Raw genomic sequence first — 19685 nt, 5'->3', positions numbered from 1 at the left:
GCGCGAAAATAAGTGGCGAAGACGCCAATATTCTAATCATACCGCCTCTTTGGGCTTCTGTCTATTTTGTGTATAAGACTATGTTTCGGTTAGGAATTGAAGGTACAATGAAATTGTACTTGCAAGGGGGCTTATTCTTCTAATCTGGCTTTAACGGAATAATATTTGTAGAATGAGAACATAGACCGCACATGAAGATACATATGGATTACAAAGGATTGGCATGGAAACTTTGAGAAAACAGCTGCCGGTTTTTCTTGTTACGCTGCTTGAGGGTGAAGGGGAAACAGGCGCTGCTTATATGAACAGGAGGCAAGGCAATATGAGCGGACAAACTCACGATATCGTCATTCTGGGAGGCGGTACAGGAGGCTATGTAGCGGCCATACGGGCGGCTCAATTGGGTAAGAAAGTGGCTATTGTGGAGAAAGACAAGCTGGGCGGTACTTGCCTGCACAAGGGCTGTATTCCGAGCAAGGCGCTGCTCCGAAGCGCAGAGGTGCTTGCGGTAACCAGAGAGGCAGAAGATTTTGGAGTTATCGTGCCGGAGGTCAAGCTGGATTTTGAACGGGTACAGGCCCGCAAGGAGGGCATTGTCAGCCAGATTCATAAGGGTGTTCAATATTTGATGAACAAGAATCAAATCGAAGTGTACAGCGGCATTGGCCGGATTATGGCACCGTCGATATTTGCCTCACGAAGCGGTACGGTCTCGGTCGAAATGGAAGACGGATCGTTCGAGACGCTCGTTCCCGGGCATCTCATCATCGCGACAGGTTCGAGGCCGCGCACGCTTCCGGGTCTAGAGACGGATGGGGAGTACATTCTCAGCAGTGACGATGCGCTTCAGCTGGAGACCCTGCCCGAGTCGCTGATCATTGTGGGCGGCGGGGTGATCGGAGTCGAATGGGCCTCGATGATGAACGATTTCGGTGTCAGCGTAACGATCGTGGAGGCCGGGCCGCGGCTGCTTCCGGGCGAAGATGAGGAAGTCTCGCGCGAGCTGCAGCGTCTGTTCCGCAAGAGGGGCATGACTATTGTCACGGACGCTCAAATACAAATGGATACATTGCAGAAGGAAGCCGGGACAGTTAAGTTTGCTGCAGAGCACAATGGGCAGCGGCTGGAGCTGTCCGCCGACAAGCTGCTCGTCTCCGTGGGCCGGTCTCCGAATGTGGAAGGATTCGGTCTGGAGAATACCGATGTGCTGCTGAAGGGCGGTTTTATACACGTCAATGAATATATGCAGACGAAAGTGCCGCATATTTATGCGATCGGCGATGTAATAGGCGGGTTGCAGCTTGCACATGCCGCCAGTCATGAGGGGACCGTAGCGGTTGAGCATATTTGCGGGCATAAACCGTACATTCACGAGCCGCATAGAATTCCCCGCTGCGTCTATACGCGTACCGAGATTGCATCCGTCGGCTGGACCGAAGCGCAGGCCAAAGAACGCGGATATGAGATTCGGACCGGCAAATTCGGCTTCAAACCGCTCGGCAAAGCCATGGTTCAAGGTGAGAACGAAGGCTTCGTCAAGGTTATTATCGATACGCAGAAGAATGATCTGCTGGGTGTTCATATGATCGGGCCTCACGTGACCGACTACATAGCGGAAGCCTCTCTGGCTCAACTGCTGGAAGCTTCACCATGGGAGATTGCGAATACGATTCACCCCCACCCGACACTATCTGAGGCTTTTGCAGAAGCGGTTCTTGCGGCTGAGGGACGGGCTATTCATATTTAGCCGCCGGGTAAAATAGGACTGCCGAACCAAATGCTCGTTGAATTGGGTTCCATTTACGTCTATAATAAAGTTATAGAGGCTAGTATTAAGACCAGGTAACAAAAAGGAGGCGCAGCCCCAATGTCCATCGGTCAATACACGAAACACCACCAATTAGGACTATCCGATGAGAAAGTCATTGAAATGTATACAGCTATGCAGCGTGCCCGCAAATTTGACGATCGTTCTCTAGTTCTTCAGCGTTCGGGCAAGATTGCTTTTCACGTATCCGGAATTGGGCAGGAAGCCGCACAGGCTGGAGCTGCATTTGCATTAGACATGGAGAAGGATTATTTCCTGCCCTATTACAGAGATTACGCATTCGTGCTGGCGGCCGGCATGACGATGAAGGAACTGATGCTTTCCGTATTTACGAAAGCAGAAGATCCTAACAGCGGAGGCAGACAAATGCCGGGCCATTTCGGTCACCGCAAGCTGCGGATCGTAACGGGCTCCAGCCCGGTTACGACGCAGGTGCCTCACGCCGTCGGTATTGCTCTGGCTGCCAAGATGAAGGGAGACCCGCTGGTCTCGTTCGTTACCTTCGGAGAAGGCTCCAGCAACCAGGGGGATTTCCACGAAGGCTGCAACTTTGCAGGCGTACACAAGCTGCCGGTTATTCTGATGTGCGAGAATAACAGATATGCCATATCCGTACCCCACCATAAGCAGGTGGCAGGCAATATCGCGGACCGGGCGCTCGGCTACGGCTTCCCGGGTATCAAGGTGGACGGCAACGATCCGCTTGAAGTATACCGGGTCGTCAAAGAAGCCCGTGAGCGTGCACTGCGCGGAGAAGGGCCTACGCTCATTGAAGCGGACATGTATCGCGTCTCGCCGCATTCCACGTCGGATAATGATCTGCTCTACCGGACCAAAGAAGAGGTAGAGGAGAACCGTGCGAAGGATGGACTGCCGAAATTCCGCCAGTATTTGATGGATTGCGAGATCTGGGATGAGGAGAAGGACCGCGAGCTGCTGGCCGCTATTCAGCAGGAGATCAATGATGCGACGGCTTATGCGGATGCGGCTCCTTATCCGGCTGGTGAAGATACGCTGAAGCACGTTTACGCGGAGGCGTAAACGGGAATACGGATGGGGAGGCAGCAAATGTGGCTGTAATTACTTATTTGGAAGCAATTCGGTCCGCGATGCAGGACGAAATGCAGCGGGACGAGAATGTCTTCGTGCTCGGAGAAGACATAGGCAAGGGCGGCGTGCTTAACACGACCAAAGGCTTGCGTGATCTGTACGGCGAAAGCCGGGTCCTTGATACCCCGCTGGCGGAATCGGCTATCGTGGGTACGGCTATCGGCGCCGCTATGTACGGAATGAAGCCGATTGCGGAAATCCAGTTCGCCGATTTTATTTTTCCGGCGACGAACCAGATCATCAGTGAAGCGGCGAGAATCCGTTATCGTTCCAATAACGACTGGACTTGTCCCATTGTCATCCGTGCCCCTTACGGCGCGGCTGGCGGCGGCGGACTTTACCATTCCCAGTGTCCGGAATCGGTGTTCTTTGGAACGCCGGGACTTAAGATGGTAGCCCCGTCTAATCCTTATGATGCCAAAGGGCTGCTGATTGCAGCGATCCGGGATCCGGATCCGGTCCTTTATTTTGAACATAAAAAAGCCTATCTTTCTCTATCCGCTGAAGTACCGGACGGCGATTTCATCGTGCCGATCGGCAAAGCGGATGTGAAGCGGGAGGGCGACGACATAACGGTCATTGCTTACGGCATTGCGGTTCATTATGCGCTGCAAGCTGCCGAGGAGCTGGCCGCCGAGGGTATCAGCGCCCATGTGCTGGATCTGCGCACCCTTCAGCCGCTGGATAATGAAGCGATTCTGGAGGCGGCGGCAAAGACAGGTAAAGTGCTGATTGTGCATGAAGACAACAAAACGGGCGGTATCGGAGCCGAAGTAGCGGCGATCATCGCAGAAGAACTGCTGTATGATCTCGATGCGCCGATACGCCGGTTGTGCGGGCCGGATGTTCCGGCTGTCGGCATGAACCCGCCGATGGAGAAGTTTTTCCTTCTCAACACGGATAAATTAGCGGACGCGATGAGAGAACTCGCGCAGTTTTAATGGGGGAACGCGATATGAGCGAAATCAACAGCCGTTTGGCCGAAGTGCCGGTTCCCCATCTTGCGGAAAGCTTAGTCTCCGCAACGGTGGGAACCTGGCTCAAACAGCCCGGCGATTATATCCAGCAGTACGATGTGCTTTGCGAGCTGTACACGGATAAAGTAAACGTGGAAATGCCGAGTCCGATCGAAGGCAGACTTATCAAAATTCTGGTCGGCAACGGCGAAACTGCTGCGGTGGGCGATCCGATCTGCCTGATCGAGCTGCCGGAATCCTCAGCGGGATCTGCGGCAGTACCGGCAGCTGGCGGTAATAACAGCCCGGCTGAAAGAGCGGGAGCTCATAACCAGAGCGGCGAACAAGGCGGTTTCACAGCCCGCCCGTCGGGCGCTAATGCGCAGCCGCCGCACAGCAGTTTGGCTGGAGGAAGCGGCGACCCTATGCGGGCCCGTTACTCCCCGGCGGTGCTGCGTCTTGCGGCCGAGCACAATCTTGACCTGGGCCGTGTCACAGGCACGGGCATGGGAGGACGCATCACGCGCAAAGACGTAGAGATGCTTATAGCGCGGGGAGAAGCGCCGGGTGCCGGCCAAGGTGCTGCCGCGCCGGCTCACACATCTGCGCCGGTGCAGGCTTATAGCGGCCAGCAACCGTCTCAGGTGCCCCCGCAGGCATCTGTTGACGCTGCCAGCATCCCCGGATACCTTCAGGGGATTAGTGATGCATACAAGGCTGCCCAATTCCCGGTACGAAGCAGCGGAATCCATCTGTCCCAGCATCCGGCTACGCCGCTTGGGGAGATGGAAGAGCGCAGCACGGATGGCCGCGGCGATACATATATCGACGTTACCCCGGTCCGCAATACGATTGCAAGCCGTATGCGTCAGAGCGTATCCGAAATCCCGCATGCCTGGACGATGATCGAAGTCGACGTGACCAACCTGGTTACGCTGCGCAGTAAATCCAAAGATGATTTCATGAAGCGTGAAGGCATTAATCTGACCTACCTCCCGTTTCTGCTTAAAGCCGTCGTAAATGCGATCAAGGATTATCCGATTATGAATTCCGTATGGGCGGTTGATAAAATCATCATTAAGCGCGATATTAATCTGGCGCTTGCGGTGGGGACGGAAGAATCCGTTCTAACGCCCGTGATCAAGAAAGCCGACCAAATGAATATTGCCGGACTTGCCCGGGAAGCGGATATGCTCAGTAAAAAGGCCCGCACCGGAAGGCTGTCGCTTGACGACCTGCAGGGGGGCACTTTTACGGTGAATAATACCGGATCGTTCGGTTCCATCTTGTCCAAGCCAATCATTAATTACCCTCAAGCGGCAATCCTTACCTTCGAGTCGATCGTGAAGAAGCCTGTCGTTATTCAGGATATGATCGCGGTCCGGTCGATGGTTAACATTTGCTTGTCTCTGGACCATCGTATTCTTGACGGGGTCATCTGCGGCAGGTTTCTGCAGCGCGTGAAGGAGAATATGGAAGGTTACGACTTGGACACGAAGCTGTACTGATGGTCTTTTAGAATGTCACCAGGTAACTGAGGGACATCATCAGAGTGGACAGCACCATGCTGAACAGCATAATGTACACGACGATTTTAAACCAGCGGTTTCGTTTCATAATTAATCACTCCTATTCGGACAACTTATAAGACTATTGTAAACCATCGCAACATAGGAGGAAAGATATGATCCAGCAAGAAAGGTTAATTCAGGAATTTGTTGAGCTCGTTCAGGTGGATAGTGTAACGCGGCATGAGCAGGAAATCAGCCGGGTGCTTCAGAGCAAGTTCGAAGCACTCGGGCTTTCCGTAGTTATGGATGACGCTGCCGCGAAGTCGGGACACGGCGCAGGCAATCTGATCTGTATGCTGGAGGCGTCCGGTGGCGCACCGGATACGACACCGTGTATTTTCTTTACCAGTCATATGGATACGGTAGCACCCGGTAACGGTATCAAACCCCAAATCGGGGAAGACGGAATTATCCGCAGTGACGGCACTACGATTCTGGGCAGTGATGACAAAGCGGGGATCGCGGCTATGTTCGAAGCGATCCGTGTCCTGAAGGAACGCAATATTCCGCATGGTCCTATCCAATTCGTGATTACCGTAGGTGAAGAATCCGGGCTCAAAGGTGCCCGTGCCATGGACCCGTCTGTCATGAAAGCGGAGTTCGGCTATGCGCTGGACTCTAATGGTGAAATCGGGGGAATCGCAGTCGCAGCTCCTGCCCGCGCTGAAATCAGGATCGTGATGTACGGCAAGTCAGCTCATGCGGGCGTAAATCCTGAAGACGGTATTTCCGCGATCCAGGTAGCAAGCAAAGCCATTGCACGTATGAAACTGGGCCGGATTGATTCGGAGACAACGGCTAATATCGGCAGCTTCTCCGGTATCGGGCCTCTCAACGTGGTCTGTGACCGGGTGGTTCTCGAAGCGGAAGCGCGGAGTATCGTGCAAGAGAAACTTGTTGCCCAGCTCGAAGCCATGAAAGAAGCCTGCCTCAGCACGGCCGCCGACTACGGAACGACATGCGATTTCGAATCGGACATCGCTTACCCGGCGTTCATGTACGAGGATAACGCGCCCGTTGTCCAGCTGGCGATGAAAGCTCTTGAAGGTATCGGCTGCAAGACGAGCACCTTCCATTCCGGCGGCGGCAGTGACGCGAACATTTTTAACGGAATGGGTATTCCGACCGTGAACCTGGCCGTAGGCTACAAGGAGATCCACACGACGCAGGAGAACATCGCCGTCTCCGATCTTGTAAAGACAGCCGAAGCGGTTGTTGCCATTATCCGGGAAGTGACGAACCAGGCGAAGTGAATTTTTCCTTGATTAAAGGATCGGTTAGCAGGAATTTAGCAGTAATTATCAATTGACCAGAGAAGTCCTCAGCCTCGATTAGAGCGCCGTGGGGGCTTCTTTGCGTTCTTCCAGTGAGAGAAAGCACCCAGCGTATGCAGAGAATCCCGTTGTTCACAGAAGATGCTAAGCGGCGGGGTCATTTTTTTGAGTAGCCGTACCGCATACTATGGGGACTGAAATAAAGACCGCAGAGAAAGGAGGGCGAGGATGACAACCGGAAAGAAACGATCTCGTTTAAAATGGCTGCTGATTCCGCTTGCCGCACTGCTTTTATTCGGTGGCTACTATGTATGGAATGCATACTCGAGCTGGAATCAGGTGTACCAGGAGCAGAATCAGGCGGGGGAGCGGCCTGTAGAGTCGGTTAGCCCGGTTCCTGTTCAGGAGCCTCTCAATAAAACGACCTACTCCTTTCTCCTGCTTGGCGTTGATTCAGGCGATGTAGAGCAGGGCCGATCGGACAGTAACATGCTGGCGGTCGCCAATGCCCAGACACAGCAAATCTCCCTGCTCTCTATTCCGCGGGATACGTATCTGCCTATTCAAGGGCATGGCAAAGAAAAACTGGCTCATGCTTATGCCTACGAGGGAGCCGGTTTGGCCGTAAAGACGGTAGAGGACTTTCTGGCCATCCCCATCGATCATTACGTAGCTTTTAATTTTAATGGAGTCAAGAAGTTTGTGGATGAGCTCGGAGGCTTGTCCATAGATGTGGAGAAAGATATGGATTTTGACGACCGGATTACACACAAGCATGTGTATCTCAGAAAAGGCCGTCAAACGCTGAACGGGGAACAAACATTAAACTATGCAAGGTACCGGGGGGATGCGGATGGGGATTTGGCCCGGATGAGACGGCAGCAGCAGGTCGTCAAGGAACTGCTCACGCAAACCGTGAACTACCGGAATGTAGCTAAAATCAACCGTTTTCTTAAAATTATGGGGGATAACGTACGGACGGATATTCCGATCCGCAGGCTTTTGCAGTTTGCGGGAGCCTTCTCGACATTAACAGGCAGCCAAGTGGAAACGATTCCGATGGAAGCGGCGCCTTCAAGCATAAACGGTGTGTCTTACATGCTCATTACAGCGGAAGAACGGCGGCGGGTGCAGGCACAGCTGCAAGCACTGCTATCGGGCAGCGGCAAAGACAGGGCTCCGGAGCCTGTCACACATTCTGGCAGCTTCAACTCTGAGAGCACTGCCAATTCCTTCCGATCAGGCAGTCTGACGGACGCAATTAACGGGCCTCGCAGAGGCACTTTCGGGATTCGTCCAACCTTTCCTGATTTCCGTCAATCCCGGCAGGGGCCGTAACGTTTAGCCAGATAGTCGGAGAGAGAGATTTTATCCCCCTGCTGGCGCAGCATTTGCTGTAAATAAGTTTTGATTTCCCAACCCTTACCGGTTAAACGCAGGCCTTGTGCACCGGAATAATTTTTCATCGGATACGCCCTCTTTCTGTTCCTGATTTATGAAAAGCTTATGCGCCGGCGGGACAAGGTATTCCAATTGACTTCAAAAGGATCAGAAGAGAACCGCGGCGGGTTCTCTTTTGTATTTTCCATACTCTGACACAGAGTTTAGCTGATTTTACATTAGAATTTGCTATAATAGAACACGTGAGCTTACAATGACGGATAGAAACCGCACAGGAGGGATTGTTATGTCTAATCAATCAACCGATCAGAAATTTGAAGAAGTAACGGTCCGTACCGAGCCTATATTTCAAGGAAAAGTGATCTCCCTGCAGGTGGATCATGTCCGTCTGCCTAACGGCGAGATGGCGACCCGGGAAATCGTGAAACATCCGGGAGCGGTGGGTGTGCTCGCCATAACCGGAGACGACCGGATGATTGTAGTGGAGCAGTACCGCAAGCCGCTGGGGAAAAGTCAGGTGGAGATTCCGGCAGGCAAGCTGGATCCGGGCGAAGAGCCGATGACAGCTGCACTGCGTGAGCTGGAAGAAGAGACCGGCTATCGCAGTGAGTCGCTGCAGCCTGTGTGTTCATTCTATACATCGCCGGGATTTGCCGATGAGATTCTGCACTTGTTCGCCGCTCAAGGTTTAACGGCTGGCGAAGCGCGTCCGGACGAGGATGAATTCCTCGAATGTACGGCTATTACAATGGAAGAGGCTAAGGAACTGATTGCACAGGGCAGAATCAGTGACGCCAAAACCATCACGGCCGTCTATGCCTGGCAATCCTATAAGCTGACAGGTTCTTTCTAACCGTGCGGACGTTCTACGCGGATTTACATATTCATATCGGCCGTACGGAGAAGGGCGCAGCCGTCAAAATCAGCGGTGCCCGCAACCTGACGTTCTACAACATTGCCCGCGAAGCATCGGACCGCAAGGGTCTGGATATTGTCGGAATTATCGACTGTCATTCACCTGCCGTTCAGGACGAAATCGATCAATATCTCGCAAATGGCGAAATGGTGGAGCTGCCGGGAGGCGGAATCCGGTATGGCGGCACCACGATCCTGCTGGGGAGCGAGATTGAGGTACGAGACCCGGGAACGGGGCCGGTTCATCTGCTCGCCTTCCTGCGATCGCTGCAGGATATGAAAGCATTCACGGAGTGGATGCGGCCGCGCATGAAGAATGTGGAGCTGAGCTCCCAGCGTATGTATGTAACGGCGCGTGAGCTGCAGGCGGAAGTGGTGAATAGAGGGGGAATCCTTATTCCCGCGCATATTTTTACGCCTCACAAAAGCATGTACGGAAGCGGTTCATCCCGCATGGAGCATCTGCTTGATCTGGATGCCATTGCCGGGGTAGAGCTCGGCCTGAGCTCGGATTCCGAAATGGCGGGTTTTCTGTCGGAATTGGACCGGTATACGTTCGTGACCAATTCCGACGCCCATTCCCTCGGCAAAATCGGCCGGGAGTATAACAAGCTCCTCATGGAGGAGCCGACATTCGACGAGCTTGTACTGGCGCTCAGGCGCAAGGACGGGCGCGCGGTTGCGGTCAACTACGGTCTGAATCCGCGTCTGGGCAAATACCACCGCACCTACTGCCCTAGCTGCGACAGTATTCTGGATGAGAGCGAAGCGGCAGTTGGGCGATGTCTGTATTGCGGCAGCCCCAAAATTGTGCGGGGTGTGATGGACCGCATTATGGAGCTTGCTGACCGCTCCGATTCTTACATCCCGGACTACCGGCCTCCGTATTTCTATCAGGTGCCGCTGGAATTTATACCGGGTCTGGGGCCTCGGAAAATGACTGCGCTGCTGGAACGATTCGGCTCCGAGATGGCGATTCTTCATGAGACTACCCAAGAAGCGCTTGCCGAAGTTGTGGGCGCAGAGATAGCGGGTATGATTGCTGCCGCGCGAAGCGGTACTTTGGAGCTTCGTGTGGGAGGCGGCGGGACCTACGGCAAAGTAGCGCCCTTGCCGGCAACCGCAGCCGAAACTGCGGAACGCGGGAAGTTACCGGAGGAATAGCCTGTCAAGTGAGGCGAGTTCCTGCAGCTGCATTAGACTCCCCTGAGTACCCAACAGGGGTCCACCCATAACAATATACGCCGCTTTAAGTAGTTAAGGGACTGGACAAGCATCCAGCGCAGAGGCTGGATTCGGCTGAGCCGGATGGATCAGCCGCTGGCCAGGATTGTCCTGTCGATTGCGCGAACAAGCAGGCTGATGGAGAGTGAAAACCTATGAAAAGAAACATGAGCTGGACTTTGCTGCTCATCCTACTCGCAAGTATTGTCCTAACCGCTTGCGGCGGTGAGTCTAAGAAGGCGGAACACGATACGCAGCACGCGCCTAATGGCGACCTTCAAGAAAAGACCGCTTCCGTCAAAGTGCTGCCGGCTTTCCTGGCGAATCAAAAAGAGGAAATCCGCACGATTTACCAATTAGCAGGCGAGAATAAAGAGCTGCTGGAATGGATGCCCTGCTACTGTGGATGCGGCGAAAGTGCCGGACATAAGAGCAATCAGAACTGCTTTATCCGTGAAACCGGCTCCGATGGCTCCATCGTATGGGATGATCACGGCACCCGCTGCGGAATCTGTCTGGAAATTGCTCTTAAATCCGTCGCTATGAAAAAGCAGGGAAAGAGTACGCTTGAAATTCGTAAAGCGATTGATGAAGCCTACAAAACCGGAGCAGGCAAGCCGACCGACACTCCGATGCCGCAAGCCTAATACTGCTAATGGCACAAAAAGTTCCCTTCCGCTTTCTTAAGCGGCGGGGAACTTTTTTGTGCTCGTCAGCGACAGACGAAACTTTCTTCAAGGAACCGGAGGCTCGTACTAAGTCTTAATTTGTGCTCCAGCACAATTTTTTTTGAATCGATGAATATAGAAATCGCTTTCAGACTGTGAGATAACTAATTAGGAAGAGCTAAGGGAGGTTATCACATCATGAATGTAACCAGAGTCGCCATTCTAGGCGCCGGAAACGGCGGTATCACAGCTGCCGCGGACTTAAAGGCCAAGGGTTTTGAAATCGCTTTATTTGAAATGCCGGAGTTCGGCGGCAATTTGGACGGCATCCGGAAGCAAGGAGGTATTCTCCTGCAGGATACAAAGGGTGAGGCGTTCTATGAGGTAGACGTCGTCACGACAGATCTGGAGGAGGCGATCCGGGGCGCACAGATTGTTATGCTGACGGTTCCGGGATTTGCCATTGAACTGTTTGCCGGGCAGCTGGCTCCTCTGGTGTCGGAAGAGCAGGTGATTCTGCTGAACGGGGCTGCGGCGATGGGCTGCGTACGTTTCGTCAATAAAGCCAGGGAGCTGGGGATTCAGAAGGAATTCAAAATAGCCGAGACCAATTCGTTGACATACGGCACGCGGGCATTTCCCGGGGAAGCGAGGGTGGAGCTGTCTCTGCGGGTCAAGAAACTGTTTTTTGCCGCGTACCCGCATGAGAACAGTAAGGAATTGTTAGCGGTCTGCTCACAAATTTATGATTGCTTTGTATTGGCGGACAATATATGGCATACCACACTGGAAAACGGGAACCCGGAGGTCCACCCGGGACCGAGCTTGCTCAATGCCGGAAGAATCGATTATTCCGAAGGGGAGTTCTGGCTATACCGGGAAGGCATTACGGAGCATACCGTTAAAGTGCTTAGAGCCATTGAGCGCGAACGTATGGCGATCGGACAAGCATTCGGGTTTCAACTGGAAGACGCGGTGCAAAGCAGGGCCCGGAGGGGATATTTCCGGAATGAGGAAGAGGACCTGCAGACGCTTTTTAATACAAGCGAAGTGTTCACGCAAATTAAAGGACCGCATAGCGTGAAATCCCGTTACTTTACGGAAGATATTTCGAGCGGATTGGTCTTGTGGTCCGATCTGGGTAAAGCTGCCGGTGTGCCGACTCCCAATATTGATGCGGTTATCGTACTGGGCGGCTCCTTGCTGGATACGGACTTTTACCGGGATGGTCTGACCCTGCAGAAGCTGGGTTTTGAAGGCTATACGTTCAGGAAGTTAATTGAAAGCGTTTAATTAGCGGAGGCAGCCGGAGTAACCGGGTTGCTATCATGCAGGGGGAAGGGGGCAGCTGGATGAAGGGAGGCCTGTCTGTGAAACGCAAGCCGACATTACTGGAATCGGTATCCTGTCTGGTGTTTATGGGAGTCGCTGTCGGGGTAGGGTTTGGCTATTTTAAAATCGGCATTCAGCCGTTACTGATCCTGTCGGCCGTATACGCCGCTTTTATCGGGAAACGGGTGGGATTGACTTGGGACGAAATGGAGAAGGGGATTTCCGTCCGGTTAGGGAACTGTATGCCCGCCATTTTCATTTTGTTTGCGGTCGGCATTGTTATCGGTACATGGGTCTATTCCGGTACGGTTCCGATGATGATTTATTACGGGCTTAAAATGATTAACCCGAGCTTTTTCCTCGTGACTGCTTTCGTTATTGTGGCCATCGTATCGACGGCCACAGGCACGGCGTGGGGATCTACCGCAACGGCGGGGGTTGCGCTTATGGGTATCGCGGCCGAGTTGGGTGTTCCGCTGCCTATGGCAGCAGGCGCGATTATTGCGGGCGGCGTGTTCGGGGACAAACTGTCCCCTCTGTCCGATACGACCAATCTGGCTCCTATGATTACCGGCGTCAACTTGTTCGACCATATCAAACATATGCTGTATACGACGATTCCGGCGTCAGTAATCGCCATGGTTGTGTATGTCGTTGTCGGCCTCAACAGAGAGGCCGCAACCGTGAACGATGCCAACATCCAGGCGCTGCTGGCCGATCTGGATTCGATTTATCAGTGGAATGTATTTATGCTGCTGCCTTTTGCCGTGATATTCTGGGGCGCTTATTACAAAAAACCGACCGTGCCCGTCATGCTGCTGTCTTCGGCCGTAGCCGTTGTGGTTGGCATGCTGTCCAACGGGTTCGGTTTTGTAGACGGATTTCAGTCGATGATCAACGGGTTTAACGTCTCCATGGTGCATGCCGCGGGATTCGACCCGTCGGCCATTTCCGATACGGTGACGAAGCTGATCAACCGGGGCGGCATTTTCTCGATGACGACCATCGCGGTTACGATTATTTGCGGCTATGCGTTCGCGGGCATTGTTGAAGTGGCAGGCTGCCTGGATGTGATCCTCGCTGCCTTTTACAGCAAGGTATCCAAGGTGTGGCATCTGATCGGTGTCACGATTCTGGGAAGTGCCGCCATCGTGTTTACAGCAGGCGTAGCCTCCATTTCCATTATTATGATGGGAACGTTACTGAAGGACGCTTATGCCAAAATGGGACTCCATCCCAAGAATCTTTCCAGAACACTGGAAGATTCGGGTACGATGCTGCTGCCATTTGTTCCTTGGGGCGTATCCGGAATATTCTATCTGGAAGTTCTGGGAGTCGGCCCGGGGAGTTTCTGGATCTGGGCTATCCCATGTTATTTATGCGTCGTGTTCGCGATGATTTACGCCTTTACCGGCTTTGGAATCGAGAAGCTGAAGAAGGAAGGGAATCCGGTAAATCCGCAGACGGCGGTGAACGTGAAATAAACGCAAGCGACTAGTTCGGCAGCTCCATCTGGTATTAACTGGATGGGGCTATCTTTTTGGAGGTACGAAGATGTCCATTACTTTGCAGGAGTTTCTGTTCTTGCTCGTCGTATTAATCGGCAACACCGTGGAATCCATGACGGGTTTTGCGGGCACTTTGCTCGCCATGCCGGCATCCGTGCTTCTGATCGGGGTAGATGAGGCCAAAACGGTCCTGAATGTCATGGCGCTTATCTGCTGCTTATGGATTGCCCTCAGGCACCGCAAGCATATTAACGGGAAAGAATTTAGAAAGATAACCGGTTATATGTTCCTGGGTATGATCGCTGGCGTCGTTATTTACGATACGCTGCCTTCTGCTTTTCTGCTTAAAATTTATGCGGTTCTGATAATCGCCATTGCCCTCAAGAAAATGTTCGTCAAGAAAAACGTTACGCTTCCCGGCCTGCTGCTGATTGTGACTATTCTGGGTGCAGGCGTGATCCACGGGATGTTCCTGTCAGGGGGATCGCTGCTGGTCATCTATGCCGTTATGGTACTTAGAGACAAGTCGGAATTCCGTGCTACGCTCGCCGCCGTCTGGGCCGTGCTGGATTTCTTCCTGTTCCTGAATCAGGCGCGGCTCGGACATGTGAACAGCGACACGCTTCCTCTGATTCTGATTGCACTGGTTCCCCTGGCGCTGGGAATTGCGCTCGGCAACCGTCTGCATCACAAAATCAATCAGAACCATTTCCTGCTGGTTACCTATATCCTGTTATTCATTTCGGGTGTGTCGCTCCTTGTCAAATAACCGCCTGTAAGCCTATTCTATTCATAATCGATCCGAGTTATGGATGTGTCTAAGAGAAAGGATCGCCAAGGGAGTGAATGGCTATTTCCATTCTGTTGAGCAAACTTTACCACAGCGTAGTCGGGCACTACCCGATTAAGCTGGTTGCAGGAGAGAGCGGATTAAGCAATGCCGTCAAATGGGTGCATATGGTCGAAAACAAGGAGATCTCCTCCTTTCTGGATGGGCAGGAAATCGTGTTTACGACCGGGATCGGCGTACAGACACCGGAGGATTTGCTTGCTTTGATCAAAGAGAATGTATGCAACCGTGCAAGCGGCATGGTCGTCAATATCGGTCCCTATATCAAAGAAGTGACTCCCGAAATGCTGGATTACTGCAATGAAGTCCATTTTCCTTTATTCGTGGTCCCCTGGCAGGTTAAGATGGCCCGTATTATCAAGGTGTTCTGTTCTTATATCTTAGAATCCGAGAAGCATGAGGTCGAGCTGGCGAGTGCCGTGCAGAACGCTGTCTACTCACCCGAACAAACAAGACTCTACGTTCCGGTGTTTGAAGAACACGGATTCCGGGAGCCCGGCAAATTTCATGTGGCGATACTCGATGCCGGAGACGGGAAGACGTCTCAAGAAATACGCGTAGACAGGAAAAGAAAAATCGAGTTCCGCTTGGAATCGTTCCAGGCCAAAGCGATTGTGGCAGATATGGATACAGCGTTTGTCCTTTTCTTCATGGATGTCACTGCGGATGGAATCAACGATTTCGCGGAGAAGCTGCTGGCCTTCATGAACGCGAAATACGAGAACGCTGCGTTCCGTATCGCCATCGGGAATGAAGTGAGCCGTCTGTCGGAACTGGTCACAAGCTATACGCAGGCTTGCCGCATTTTTCAAATCAGCGGCGATACTGACGAAGGCCGTTTCATTACGAACTACAGCGAAATCGGTGCCTATAAGGTGCTGCTGGAGCTTGATCGTCAAGAGGTGAGTGAAGCCTATATTCAAGAAACCATCGGGCCTCTGATCGAATATGACAAATTGAATAACAGCGACTTCGTTCAAGTGCTCGATTTATATTTGCGGCACAGCGGACGCGTTCATCCCGTGGCCAGTACTCTTTTTGTGCACCGCAACACCATTAATTATAAATTGAAACGGATTGAGAAATTGCTGGATTGCGATTTATCCGATTTTTATGTGCGGCTGAACCTGGCTGTTGCACTCATGCTGAGGAAAATCAGCCGGTGAGCGAATTGGCATAACAGACGGCGCAAATGCATAAGCATCCTATAATGACAGGCGGACAAGGAGGACTTATCATGCCAGCCAAACATTCGCTCAATCAGTACTTCCGGGACCAGCTTACGTTGTTTATCTTCGTCTCTGTCCTCTTCGTGGTAGGGGTTGTATTCGGAGCGATTATGGTCAATGCGCTTTCTCTGGAGCAAAAGCAGGAGATCGGACGGTACTTAAGCTCATTTTACCGCTCGGTTGACGAAGGGGCGTCCGTGGACGGCAAGCAGTCGCTCATGGCCGCTTTCTCCCTCCACATGAAGTGGATTCTGCTGATCTGGACGCTGGGTTTATCCGTCATCGGACTTCCTTTGATTCTGGTGCTGGATTTTTTAAAAGGTGTTCTGATCGGATTTAGTGTCGGTTTTATGGCTGGCCAGTTATCCTGGAAAGGGATCGCCTTTGCGCTTGTCTCTATCGCCCCGCCGAACCTGATCGTGATTCCGGCTATTCTGATTTGCAGCGTCGTATCGATCGGATTTTCGTTATTTATTATCAAAAACCGGCTGCTGCGCCGCAGCGGCACTCTTTATCAGCCGTTTATGCGTTATTCCTTTACAACGCTGTTTATGGGGGGATGCATGCTGGCCGCCTCCGTTATGGAAGCCTATTTATCCCCGGTTATGATGAGATGGGTGACGCCGATGCTGGCCGCTTTTGTTAACTAGAATAATTCTAAATAAGAGTTTGACTTTATGAACCCCCTCCCTCTATAATGAAAAAAGGAAGTTATCGCGAGAGTTGAAGCTAGCGCGTTTGTAAGAGGGGGAGGAGTATGGAAGCACGTATTGATAAGATCAAGCAGCAGCTGCAATCCCAAGGTTACAAGCTGACTCCCCAACGGGAAGCAACCGTTCGAGTGCTGCTGGAGAACGAAGAGGATCACCTTAGCGCCGAAGATGTGTTCATGCTCGTAAAGGACAAAGCGCCTGAAATCGGACTTGCTACCGTGTACCGGACACTCGAATTGCTCAGCGATATGCACGTGCTGGAGAAGATGAATTTCGGAGATGGAGTCGCACGCTACGATTTGCGCAGTGACAGCACTCATCATCACCATCACCATCTGATCTGCGTACAGTGCGGGTCTGTAGATGAAATTATGGAAGATTGGCTGGGTCCGCTCGAAGAGCGGTTGGCTCAAGAATATAACTTTAAAGTTCTGGATCACCGGCTTGATTTTCAAGGCATTTGTCACCGCTGCAATGAGAAAAGCGCGGAGCAAATGAAGGAGAAGGACAAGCAGCCGGATAAAGATAAACCATCTGCCATGATTTGATCATGAATCCAGGCAGCACAGCAGGCGGTTGCGGCTTTTCGCAAGGCCTTCTTTGCAGCCTCTCATACGTACGATCACACCAAGCCCGAAGCTTCCCGCTTCGGGTTTTTTTGGGTTCCGCCAAGACAGCGGAATCTCTTCGGCGATGATCTTCGTTTTTGCTTGGAAGTAAGGCGTTTCTCTGTTGTTTTAACGGGGTAATGAGGCATGGAATATGCATACATTCAATTCTGCTTGGTAAACTAGTACAGTGGAAGCGAAATTGGAGGAATGTCCCATGTTAAGTGAGAAGCAGCCCGGTCAAGAAGCGAGCCGATCCAATCTCGCGGGCAAAACAGCACTGATTACCGGAGCAAGTTCGGGAATCGGTAAAGCAGCCGCACTCAAGCTGGCTAAACAAGGCGTCAAAGTCTGCCTGCTGGATATTACGCGCAAGCACGCGGAGGATGTGCAGGAAATTATTCTTCGCAAAGGCGGCGAGGCCATCGTAACGGAAGCCGACATTGCGGATACAGATCAGGTTAAGAGAAGTATCGAGAAACTGATAGAGAAGTGGGGACATCTCGACATCGTATTCGCGAACGCGGGTATTAACGGTGTCATTAGTCCGATCGAGGATTTGGAGGCGGACGATTGGGACACTACTCTTAATACGAACCTGAGAGGAACGTTTCTGACAGTTAAGCACGCCATACCTTATTTGAAAAAGCAGGGCGGGAGCGTTATTATTACCAGCTCCATCAACGGGAACCGGATTTTTAAAAATTTCGGATTTACCGCGTACAGTTCATCCAAAGCCGGGCAGGTTGCTTTTGCCAAGATGGCTGCCCTTGAGCTGGCCCAGTATAAAATCCGTGTGAATGTCATATGTCCGGGTTACATAAGCACGAATATTGAAAAGAACACGGAGCGCACTCCGGAAATCGAAGAGATTCAAATTCCAATTGAATATCCCGAGACCAGCATGCCGCTGGAGGACGGACCCGGCAAGCCGGAACAGGTTGCGGATCTTGTCAGCTTCCTGGCTTCGGATGACTCCAGTCACATTACAGGTACGGAGATTTATATTGACGGCGCGGAATCGCTGCTCTAACGGATCATCCAGATGCTGCCGTTAACGGAATACGGTTTGAAGTCAGGAGGAGACGGCTATGATTGTCGGAGTGCCCAAAGAAATTAAAAATAATGAATATCGTGTTGCTTTAACTCCGGGCGGCGCAGGAATGCTGGCACAAGAAGGACACAAAGTACTTGTAGAAGCCGGGGCCGGAGAAGGCAGCGGGTTTACAGATGAAGAATATGTCCGTGAAGGTGCTGAAATGATTGCGCTGGCCGGGGAGGTGTGGGGCCGCAGCGAAATGATCATGAAGGTTAAAGAACCGCTGCCATCCGAATACGGGTATTTCCGCGAGGGGCTGATCCTGTTCACCTATCTGCATCTGGCCGCAGCAGGCGACTTAACGGCACAGCTTACGGCCAGTAAGGTGACGGGGATAGCCTATGAGACCATTCAGCTGTCCGGAGGCGGTCTGCCCCTTCTGACGCCTATGAGCGAGGTGGCCGGTCGGATGTCCGTACAGGTGGGCGCCCAGTTCCTTGAGCGCTTCTACGGCGGCCGCGGCATCTTGCTCGGAGGGGTGCCCGGCGTACCGCCGGCTGATGTGATTATTCTGGGCGGCGGGATTGTCGGGACCAACGCGGCCAAGATCGCCCTCGGTATGGGCGCTAACGTCGTCATGATCGAGCGCAGCGCAGACCGGATGCGCTACCTGGATGATGTTTTTGGCGGACGCCTGCGGACACTGATGTCAAATCCGTACAACATTGCGAGCGCGGTGCAGAAGGCCGATCTGCTGATCGGCGCGGTTCTGATTCCCGGAGCGCGTGCGCCCAAACTCGTGACGGAGGCAATGGTGAAAACGATGAAGCCCGGTTCGGTCATCGTCGATGTGGCGGTCGATCAGGGCGGCACGATCGAGACAATCGACCGGGTCACCACACATAGTGACCCGACGTATATCAAGCACGGCGTCCTGCACTACGCCGTGGCCAACATGCCCGGCGCCGTCCCGCGCACCTCGACGCTGGCGCTCACCAACGCCACGCTGCCATACGCGCTGGAGCTGGCCGGGAAGGGCTTCGCGGCAGCGGTCACCGGTAACCCGGTGCTCCTGCCGGGCGTGAACACCTACGGCGGCATGGTGACGCATGCCGCCGTAGCGGAGTCTGTCGGCCTGCCGGTTGTGCAGCTGGCCGACCTGCTTCCGTGAAGCCCCACCCGCAGCTGCGGGCAGGGCTTCATGTCCTCTGCGCGCGGAAGAGGCCGCTACCCGGCGTTTAACAAGCATGCAGCAGCGGCGGCGCCGTCTGCTGCATGCTTGTTTGCCGGAGGAAGCGGGCGCCTCAAGCAGGGAGAGGTCAAGATAAATCCCGTTGGCAACTTGGAGATCGGGCTCATTAGCGAGGACTCCATATTTTTGGGACATATACTCATCTTCTATATTTAAAAATTTTTTACAAATTTACTGAGGCCTTGTGACCTGTATGCCGCCGCAATC

Annotated in this window: 20 protein-coding genes; 18 read left to right on the top strand and 2 right to left on the bottom strand. The window is 52.8% G+C overall.

Annotation, left to right across the window (positions count from 1 at the left end; all coding sequences use genetic code 11):
• Positions 1 to 322: 322 nt before the first annotated feature.
• From lpdA to EDM21_RS11425, 4 genes are all read left to right on the top strand, one after another.
• The gene (gene lpdA / locus EDM21_RS11440; protein WP_157335581.1) at positions 323 to 1747 is read left to right on the top strand and encodes a dihydrolipoyl dehydrogenase; all 1425 of its coding nucleotides are present in this window, start codon (positions 323 to 325) and stop codon (positions 1745 to 1747) included.
• Positions 1748 to 1867: 120 nt separating this feature from the next.
• Positions 1868 to 2869: a thiamine pyrophosphate-dependent dehydrogenase E1 component subunit alpha gene (locus EDM21_RS11435; RefSeq protein WP_157335580.1), complete on the top strand. Its 1002-nt coding sequence runs from the start codon at positions 1868 to 1870 to the stop codon at positions 2867 to 2869.
• 29 nt (positions 2870 to 2898) lie between these two features.
• On the top strand, positions 2899 to 3879 hold the full coding sequence (locus EDM21_RS11430) for a pyruvate dehydrogenase complex E1 component subunit beta (RefSeq protein ID WP_166541956.1): 981 nt from the start codon (positions 2899 to 2901) through the stop codon (positions 3877 to 3879).
• 14 nt (positions 3880 to 3893) lie between these two features.
• Entirely contained in the window at positions 3894 to 5402 is a 1509-nt protein-coding gene (locus EDM21_RS11425) for a dihydrolipoamide acetyltransferase family protein (protein ID WP_157335579.1), read from the top strand.
• 7 nt (positions 5403 to 5409) lie between these two features.
• Here EDM21_RS11425 and prli42 read toward each other — a convergent pair whose 3' ends face one another.
• Positions 5410 to 5511, bottom strand: coding sequence for a stressosome-associated protein Prli42 (gene prli42, locus EDM21_RS11420; RefSeq protein ID WP_156430882.1), 102 nt, complete (start codon positions 5509 to 5511; stop codon positions 5410 to 5412).
• 67 nt (positions 5512 to 5578) lie between these two features.
• Here prli42 and EDM21_RS11415 point away from each other — a divergent pair, with 67 nt between their 5' ends.
• On the top strand, positions 5579 to 6718 hold the full coding sequence (locus EDM21_RS11415) for a M20/M25/M40 family metallo-hydrolase (RefSeq protein WP_157335578.1): 1140 nt from the start codon (positions 5579 to 5581) through the stop codon (positions 6716 to 6718).
• A gap of 249 nt (positions 6719 to 6967) precedes the next feature.
• Entirely contained in the window at positions 6968 to 8077 is a 1110-nt protein-coding gene (locus tag EDM21_RS11410) for an LCP family protein (protein ID WP_157335577.1), read from the top strand.
• On the opposite strand, the gene mciZ is transcribed toward EDM21_RS11410, so the two are convergent.
• Complete coding sequence (gene mciZ, locus EDM21_RS11405; protein WP_157335575.1) at positions 8056 to 8205, bottom strand: Z-ring formation inhibitor MciZ; 150 nt, start codon at positions 8203 to 8205, stop codon at positions 8056 to 8058. The two genes, EDM21_RS11410 and mciZ, sit on opposite strands and share 22 nt — an antisense overlap.
• A 221-nt stretch (positions 8206 to 8426) precedes the next feature.
• Here mciZ and EDM21_RS11400 point away from each other — a divergent pair, with 221 nt between their 5' ends.
• From EDM21_RS11400 to EDM21_RS11345, 12 genes are all read left to right on the top strand, one after another.
• On the top strand, positions 8427 to 8993 hold the full coding sequence (locus tag EDM21_RS11400) for an NUDIX hydrolase (RefSeq protein WP_157335574.1): 567 nt from the start codon (positions 8427 to 8429) through the stop codon (positions 8991 to 8993).
• Between the two features lie 2 nt (positions 8994 to 8995).
• On the top strand, positions 8996 to 10219 hold the full coding sequence (locus EDM21_RS11395; RefSeq protein ID WP_166541955.1) for a PHP-associated domain-containing protein: 1224 nt from the start codon (positions 8996 to 8998) through the stop codon (positions 10217 to 10219).
• A 215-nt stretch (positions 10220 to 10434) separates the two neighbouring features.
• Positions 10435 to 10926, top strand: coding sequence for a PCYCGC motif-containing (lipo)protein (locus EDM21_RS11390; RefSeq protein ID WP_157335573.1), 492 nt, complete (start codon positions 10435 to 10437; stop codon positions 10924 to 10926).
• Positions 10927 to 11145: 219 nt separating this feature from the next.
• Positions 11146 to 12240, top strand: coding sequence for an NAD/NADP octopine/nopaline dehydrogenase family protein (locus EDM21_RS11385; protein WP_157335572.1), 1095 nt, complete (start codon positions 11146 to 11148; stop codon positions 12238 to 12240).
• A gap of 77 nt (positions 12241 to 12317) precedes the next feature.
• On the top strand, positions 12318 to 13763 hold the full coding sequence (nhaC, locus tag EDM21_RS11380; protein WP_166541954.1) for a Na+/H+ antiporter NhaC: 1446 nt from the start codon (positions 12318 to 12320) through the stop codon (positions 13761 to 13763).
• Between the two features lie 70 nt (positions 13764 to 13833).
• Positions 13834 to 14556 (top strand): sulfite exporter TauE/SafE family protein, encoded by a 723-nt coding sequence (locus EDM21_RS11375; protein ID WP_201280778.1) that lies wholly within the window; start codon positions 13834 to 13836, stop codon positions 14554 to 14556.
• Positions 14557 to 14633: 77 nt separating this feature from the next.
• On the top strand, positions 14634 to 15803 hold the full coding sequence (locus EDM21_RS11370; RefSeq protein ID WP_157335570.1) for a PucR family transcriptional regulator: 1170 nt from the start codon (positions 14634 to 14636) through the stop codon (positions 15801 to 15803).
• A 71-nt stretch (positions 15804 to 15874) separates the two neighbouring features.
• The gene (spoIIM, locus tag EDM21_RS11365) at positions 15875 to 16516 is read left to right on the top strand and encodes a stage II sporulation protein M (protein ID WP_157335569.1); all 642 of its coding nucleotides are present in this window, start codon (positions 15875 to 15877) and stop codon (positions 16514 to 16516) included.
• A 107-nt stretch (positions 16517 to 16623) separates the two neighbouring features.
• Positions 16624 to 17127, top strand: coding sequence for a ferric iron uptake transcriptional regulator (gene fur, locus EDM21_RS11360; RefSeq protein WP_157335568.1), 504 nt, complete (start codon positions 16624 to 16626; stop codon positions 17125 to 17127).
• A 277-nt stretch (positions 17128 to 17404) separates the two neighbouring features.
• Positions 17405 to 18220, top strand: a complete 816-nt coding sequence (locus EDM21_RS11355; RefSeq protein WP_157335567.1) for an SDR family oxidoreductase — start codon at positions 17405 to 17407, stop codon at positions 18218 to 18220.
• 58 nt (positions 18221 to 18278) lie between these two features.
• A complete protein-coding gene (ald, locus tag EDM21_RS11350; protein ID WP_157335566.1) occupies positions 18279 to 19397 on the top strand; it encodes an alanine dehydrogenase in 1119 nt (372 codons plus the stop codon).
• A 30-nt stretch (positions 19398 to 19427) separates the two neighbouring features.
• A complete protein-coding gene (locus EDM21_RS11345; protein ID WP_157335564.1) occupies positions 19428 to 19634 on the top strand; it encodes a hypothetical protein in 207 nt (68 codons plus the stop codon).
• The last annotated feature ends 51 nt before the right edge of the window (positions 19635 to 19685 follow it).

The organism is Paenibacillus lutrae (genome assembly GCF_009757775.1).
Lineage (GTDB): Bacteria > Bacillota > Bacilli > Paenibacillales > NBRC-103111 > Paenibacillus_F > Paenibacillus_F lutrae.
The sequence above is the reverse complement of the archived record's forward strand: the minus strand, read 5'-3'. Positions and strand labels throughout refer to the sequence as shown.

Excerpts from the sequence above, each read along its gene's own strand:
- lpdA (WP_157335581.1), top strand. The coding sequence starts at position 323 with ATGAGCGGACAAACTCACGATATCGTCATTCTGGGAGGCGGTACAGGA.
- EDM21_RS11410 (WP_157335577.1), top strand. The coding sequence starts at position 6,968 with ATGACAACCGGAAAGAAACGATCTCGTTTAAAATGGCTGCTGATTCCG.
- EDM21_RS11370 (WP_157335570.1), top strand. The coding sequence starts at position 14,634 with ATGGCTATTTCCATTCTGTTGAGCAAACTTTACCACAGCGTAGTCGGG.
- EDM21_RS11355 (WP_157335567.1), top strand. The coding sequence starts at position 17,405 with ATGTTAAGTGAGAAGCAGCCCGGTCAAGAAGCGAGCCGATCCAATCTC.
- EDM21_RS11425 (WP_157335579.1), top strand. The coding sequence starts at position 3,894 with ATGAGCGAAATCAACAGCCGTTTGGCCGAAGTGCCGGTTCCCCATCTT.
- EDM21_RS11375 (WP_201280778.1), top strand. The coding sequence starts at position 13,834 with ATGTCCATTACTTTGCAGGAGTTTCTGTTCTTGCTCGTCGTATTAATC.
- EDM21_RS11435 (WP_157335580.1), top strand. The coding sequence starts at position 1,868 with ATGTCCATCGGTCAATACACGAAACACCACCAATTAGGACTATCCGAT.
- EDM21_RS11390 (WP_157335573.1), top strand. The coding sequence starts at position 10,435 with ATGAAAAGAAACATGAGCTGGACTTTGCTGCTCATCCTACTCGCAAGT.
- prli42 (WP_156430882.1), bottom strand. The coding sequence starts at position 5,511 with ATGAAACGAAACCGCTGGTTTAAAATCGTCGTGTACATTATGCTGTTC.
- EDM21_RS11400 (WP_157335574.1), top strand. The coding sequence starts at position 8,427 with ATGTCTAATCAATCAACCGATCAGAAATTTGAAGAAGTAACGGTCCGT.
- mciZ (WP_157335575.1), bottom strand. The coding sequence starts at position 8,205 with ATGAAAAATTATTCCGGTGCACAAGGCCTGCGTTTAACCGGTAAGGGT.
- fur (WP_157335568.1), top strand. The coding sequence starts at position 16,624 with ATGGAAGCACGTATTGATAAGATCAAGCAGCAGCTGCAATCCCAAGGT.
- spoIIM (WP_157335569.1), top strand. The coding sequence starts at position 15,875 with ATGCCAGCCAAACATTCGCTCAATCAGTACTTCCGGGACCAGCTTACG.
- EDM21_RS11385 (WP_157335572.1), top strand. The coding sequence starts at position 11,146 with ATGAATGTAACCAGAGTCGCCATTCTAGGCGCCGGAAACGGCGGTATC.
- EDM21_RS11415 (WP_157335578.1), top strand. The coding sequence starts at position 5,579 with ATGATCCAGCAAGAAAGGTTAATTCAGGAATTTGTTGAGCTCGTTCAG.
- EDM21_RS11345 (WP_157335564.1), top strand. The coding sequence starts at position 19,428 with ATGTCCTCTGCGCGCGGAAGAGGCCGCTACCCGGCGTTTAACAAGCAT.
- ald (WP_157335566.1), top strand. The coding sequence starts at position 18,279 with ATGATTGTCGGAGTGCCCAAAGAAATTAAAAATAATGAATATCGTGTT.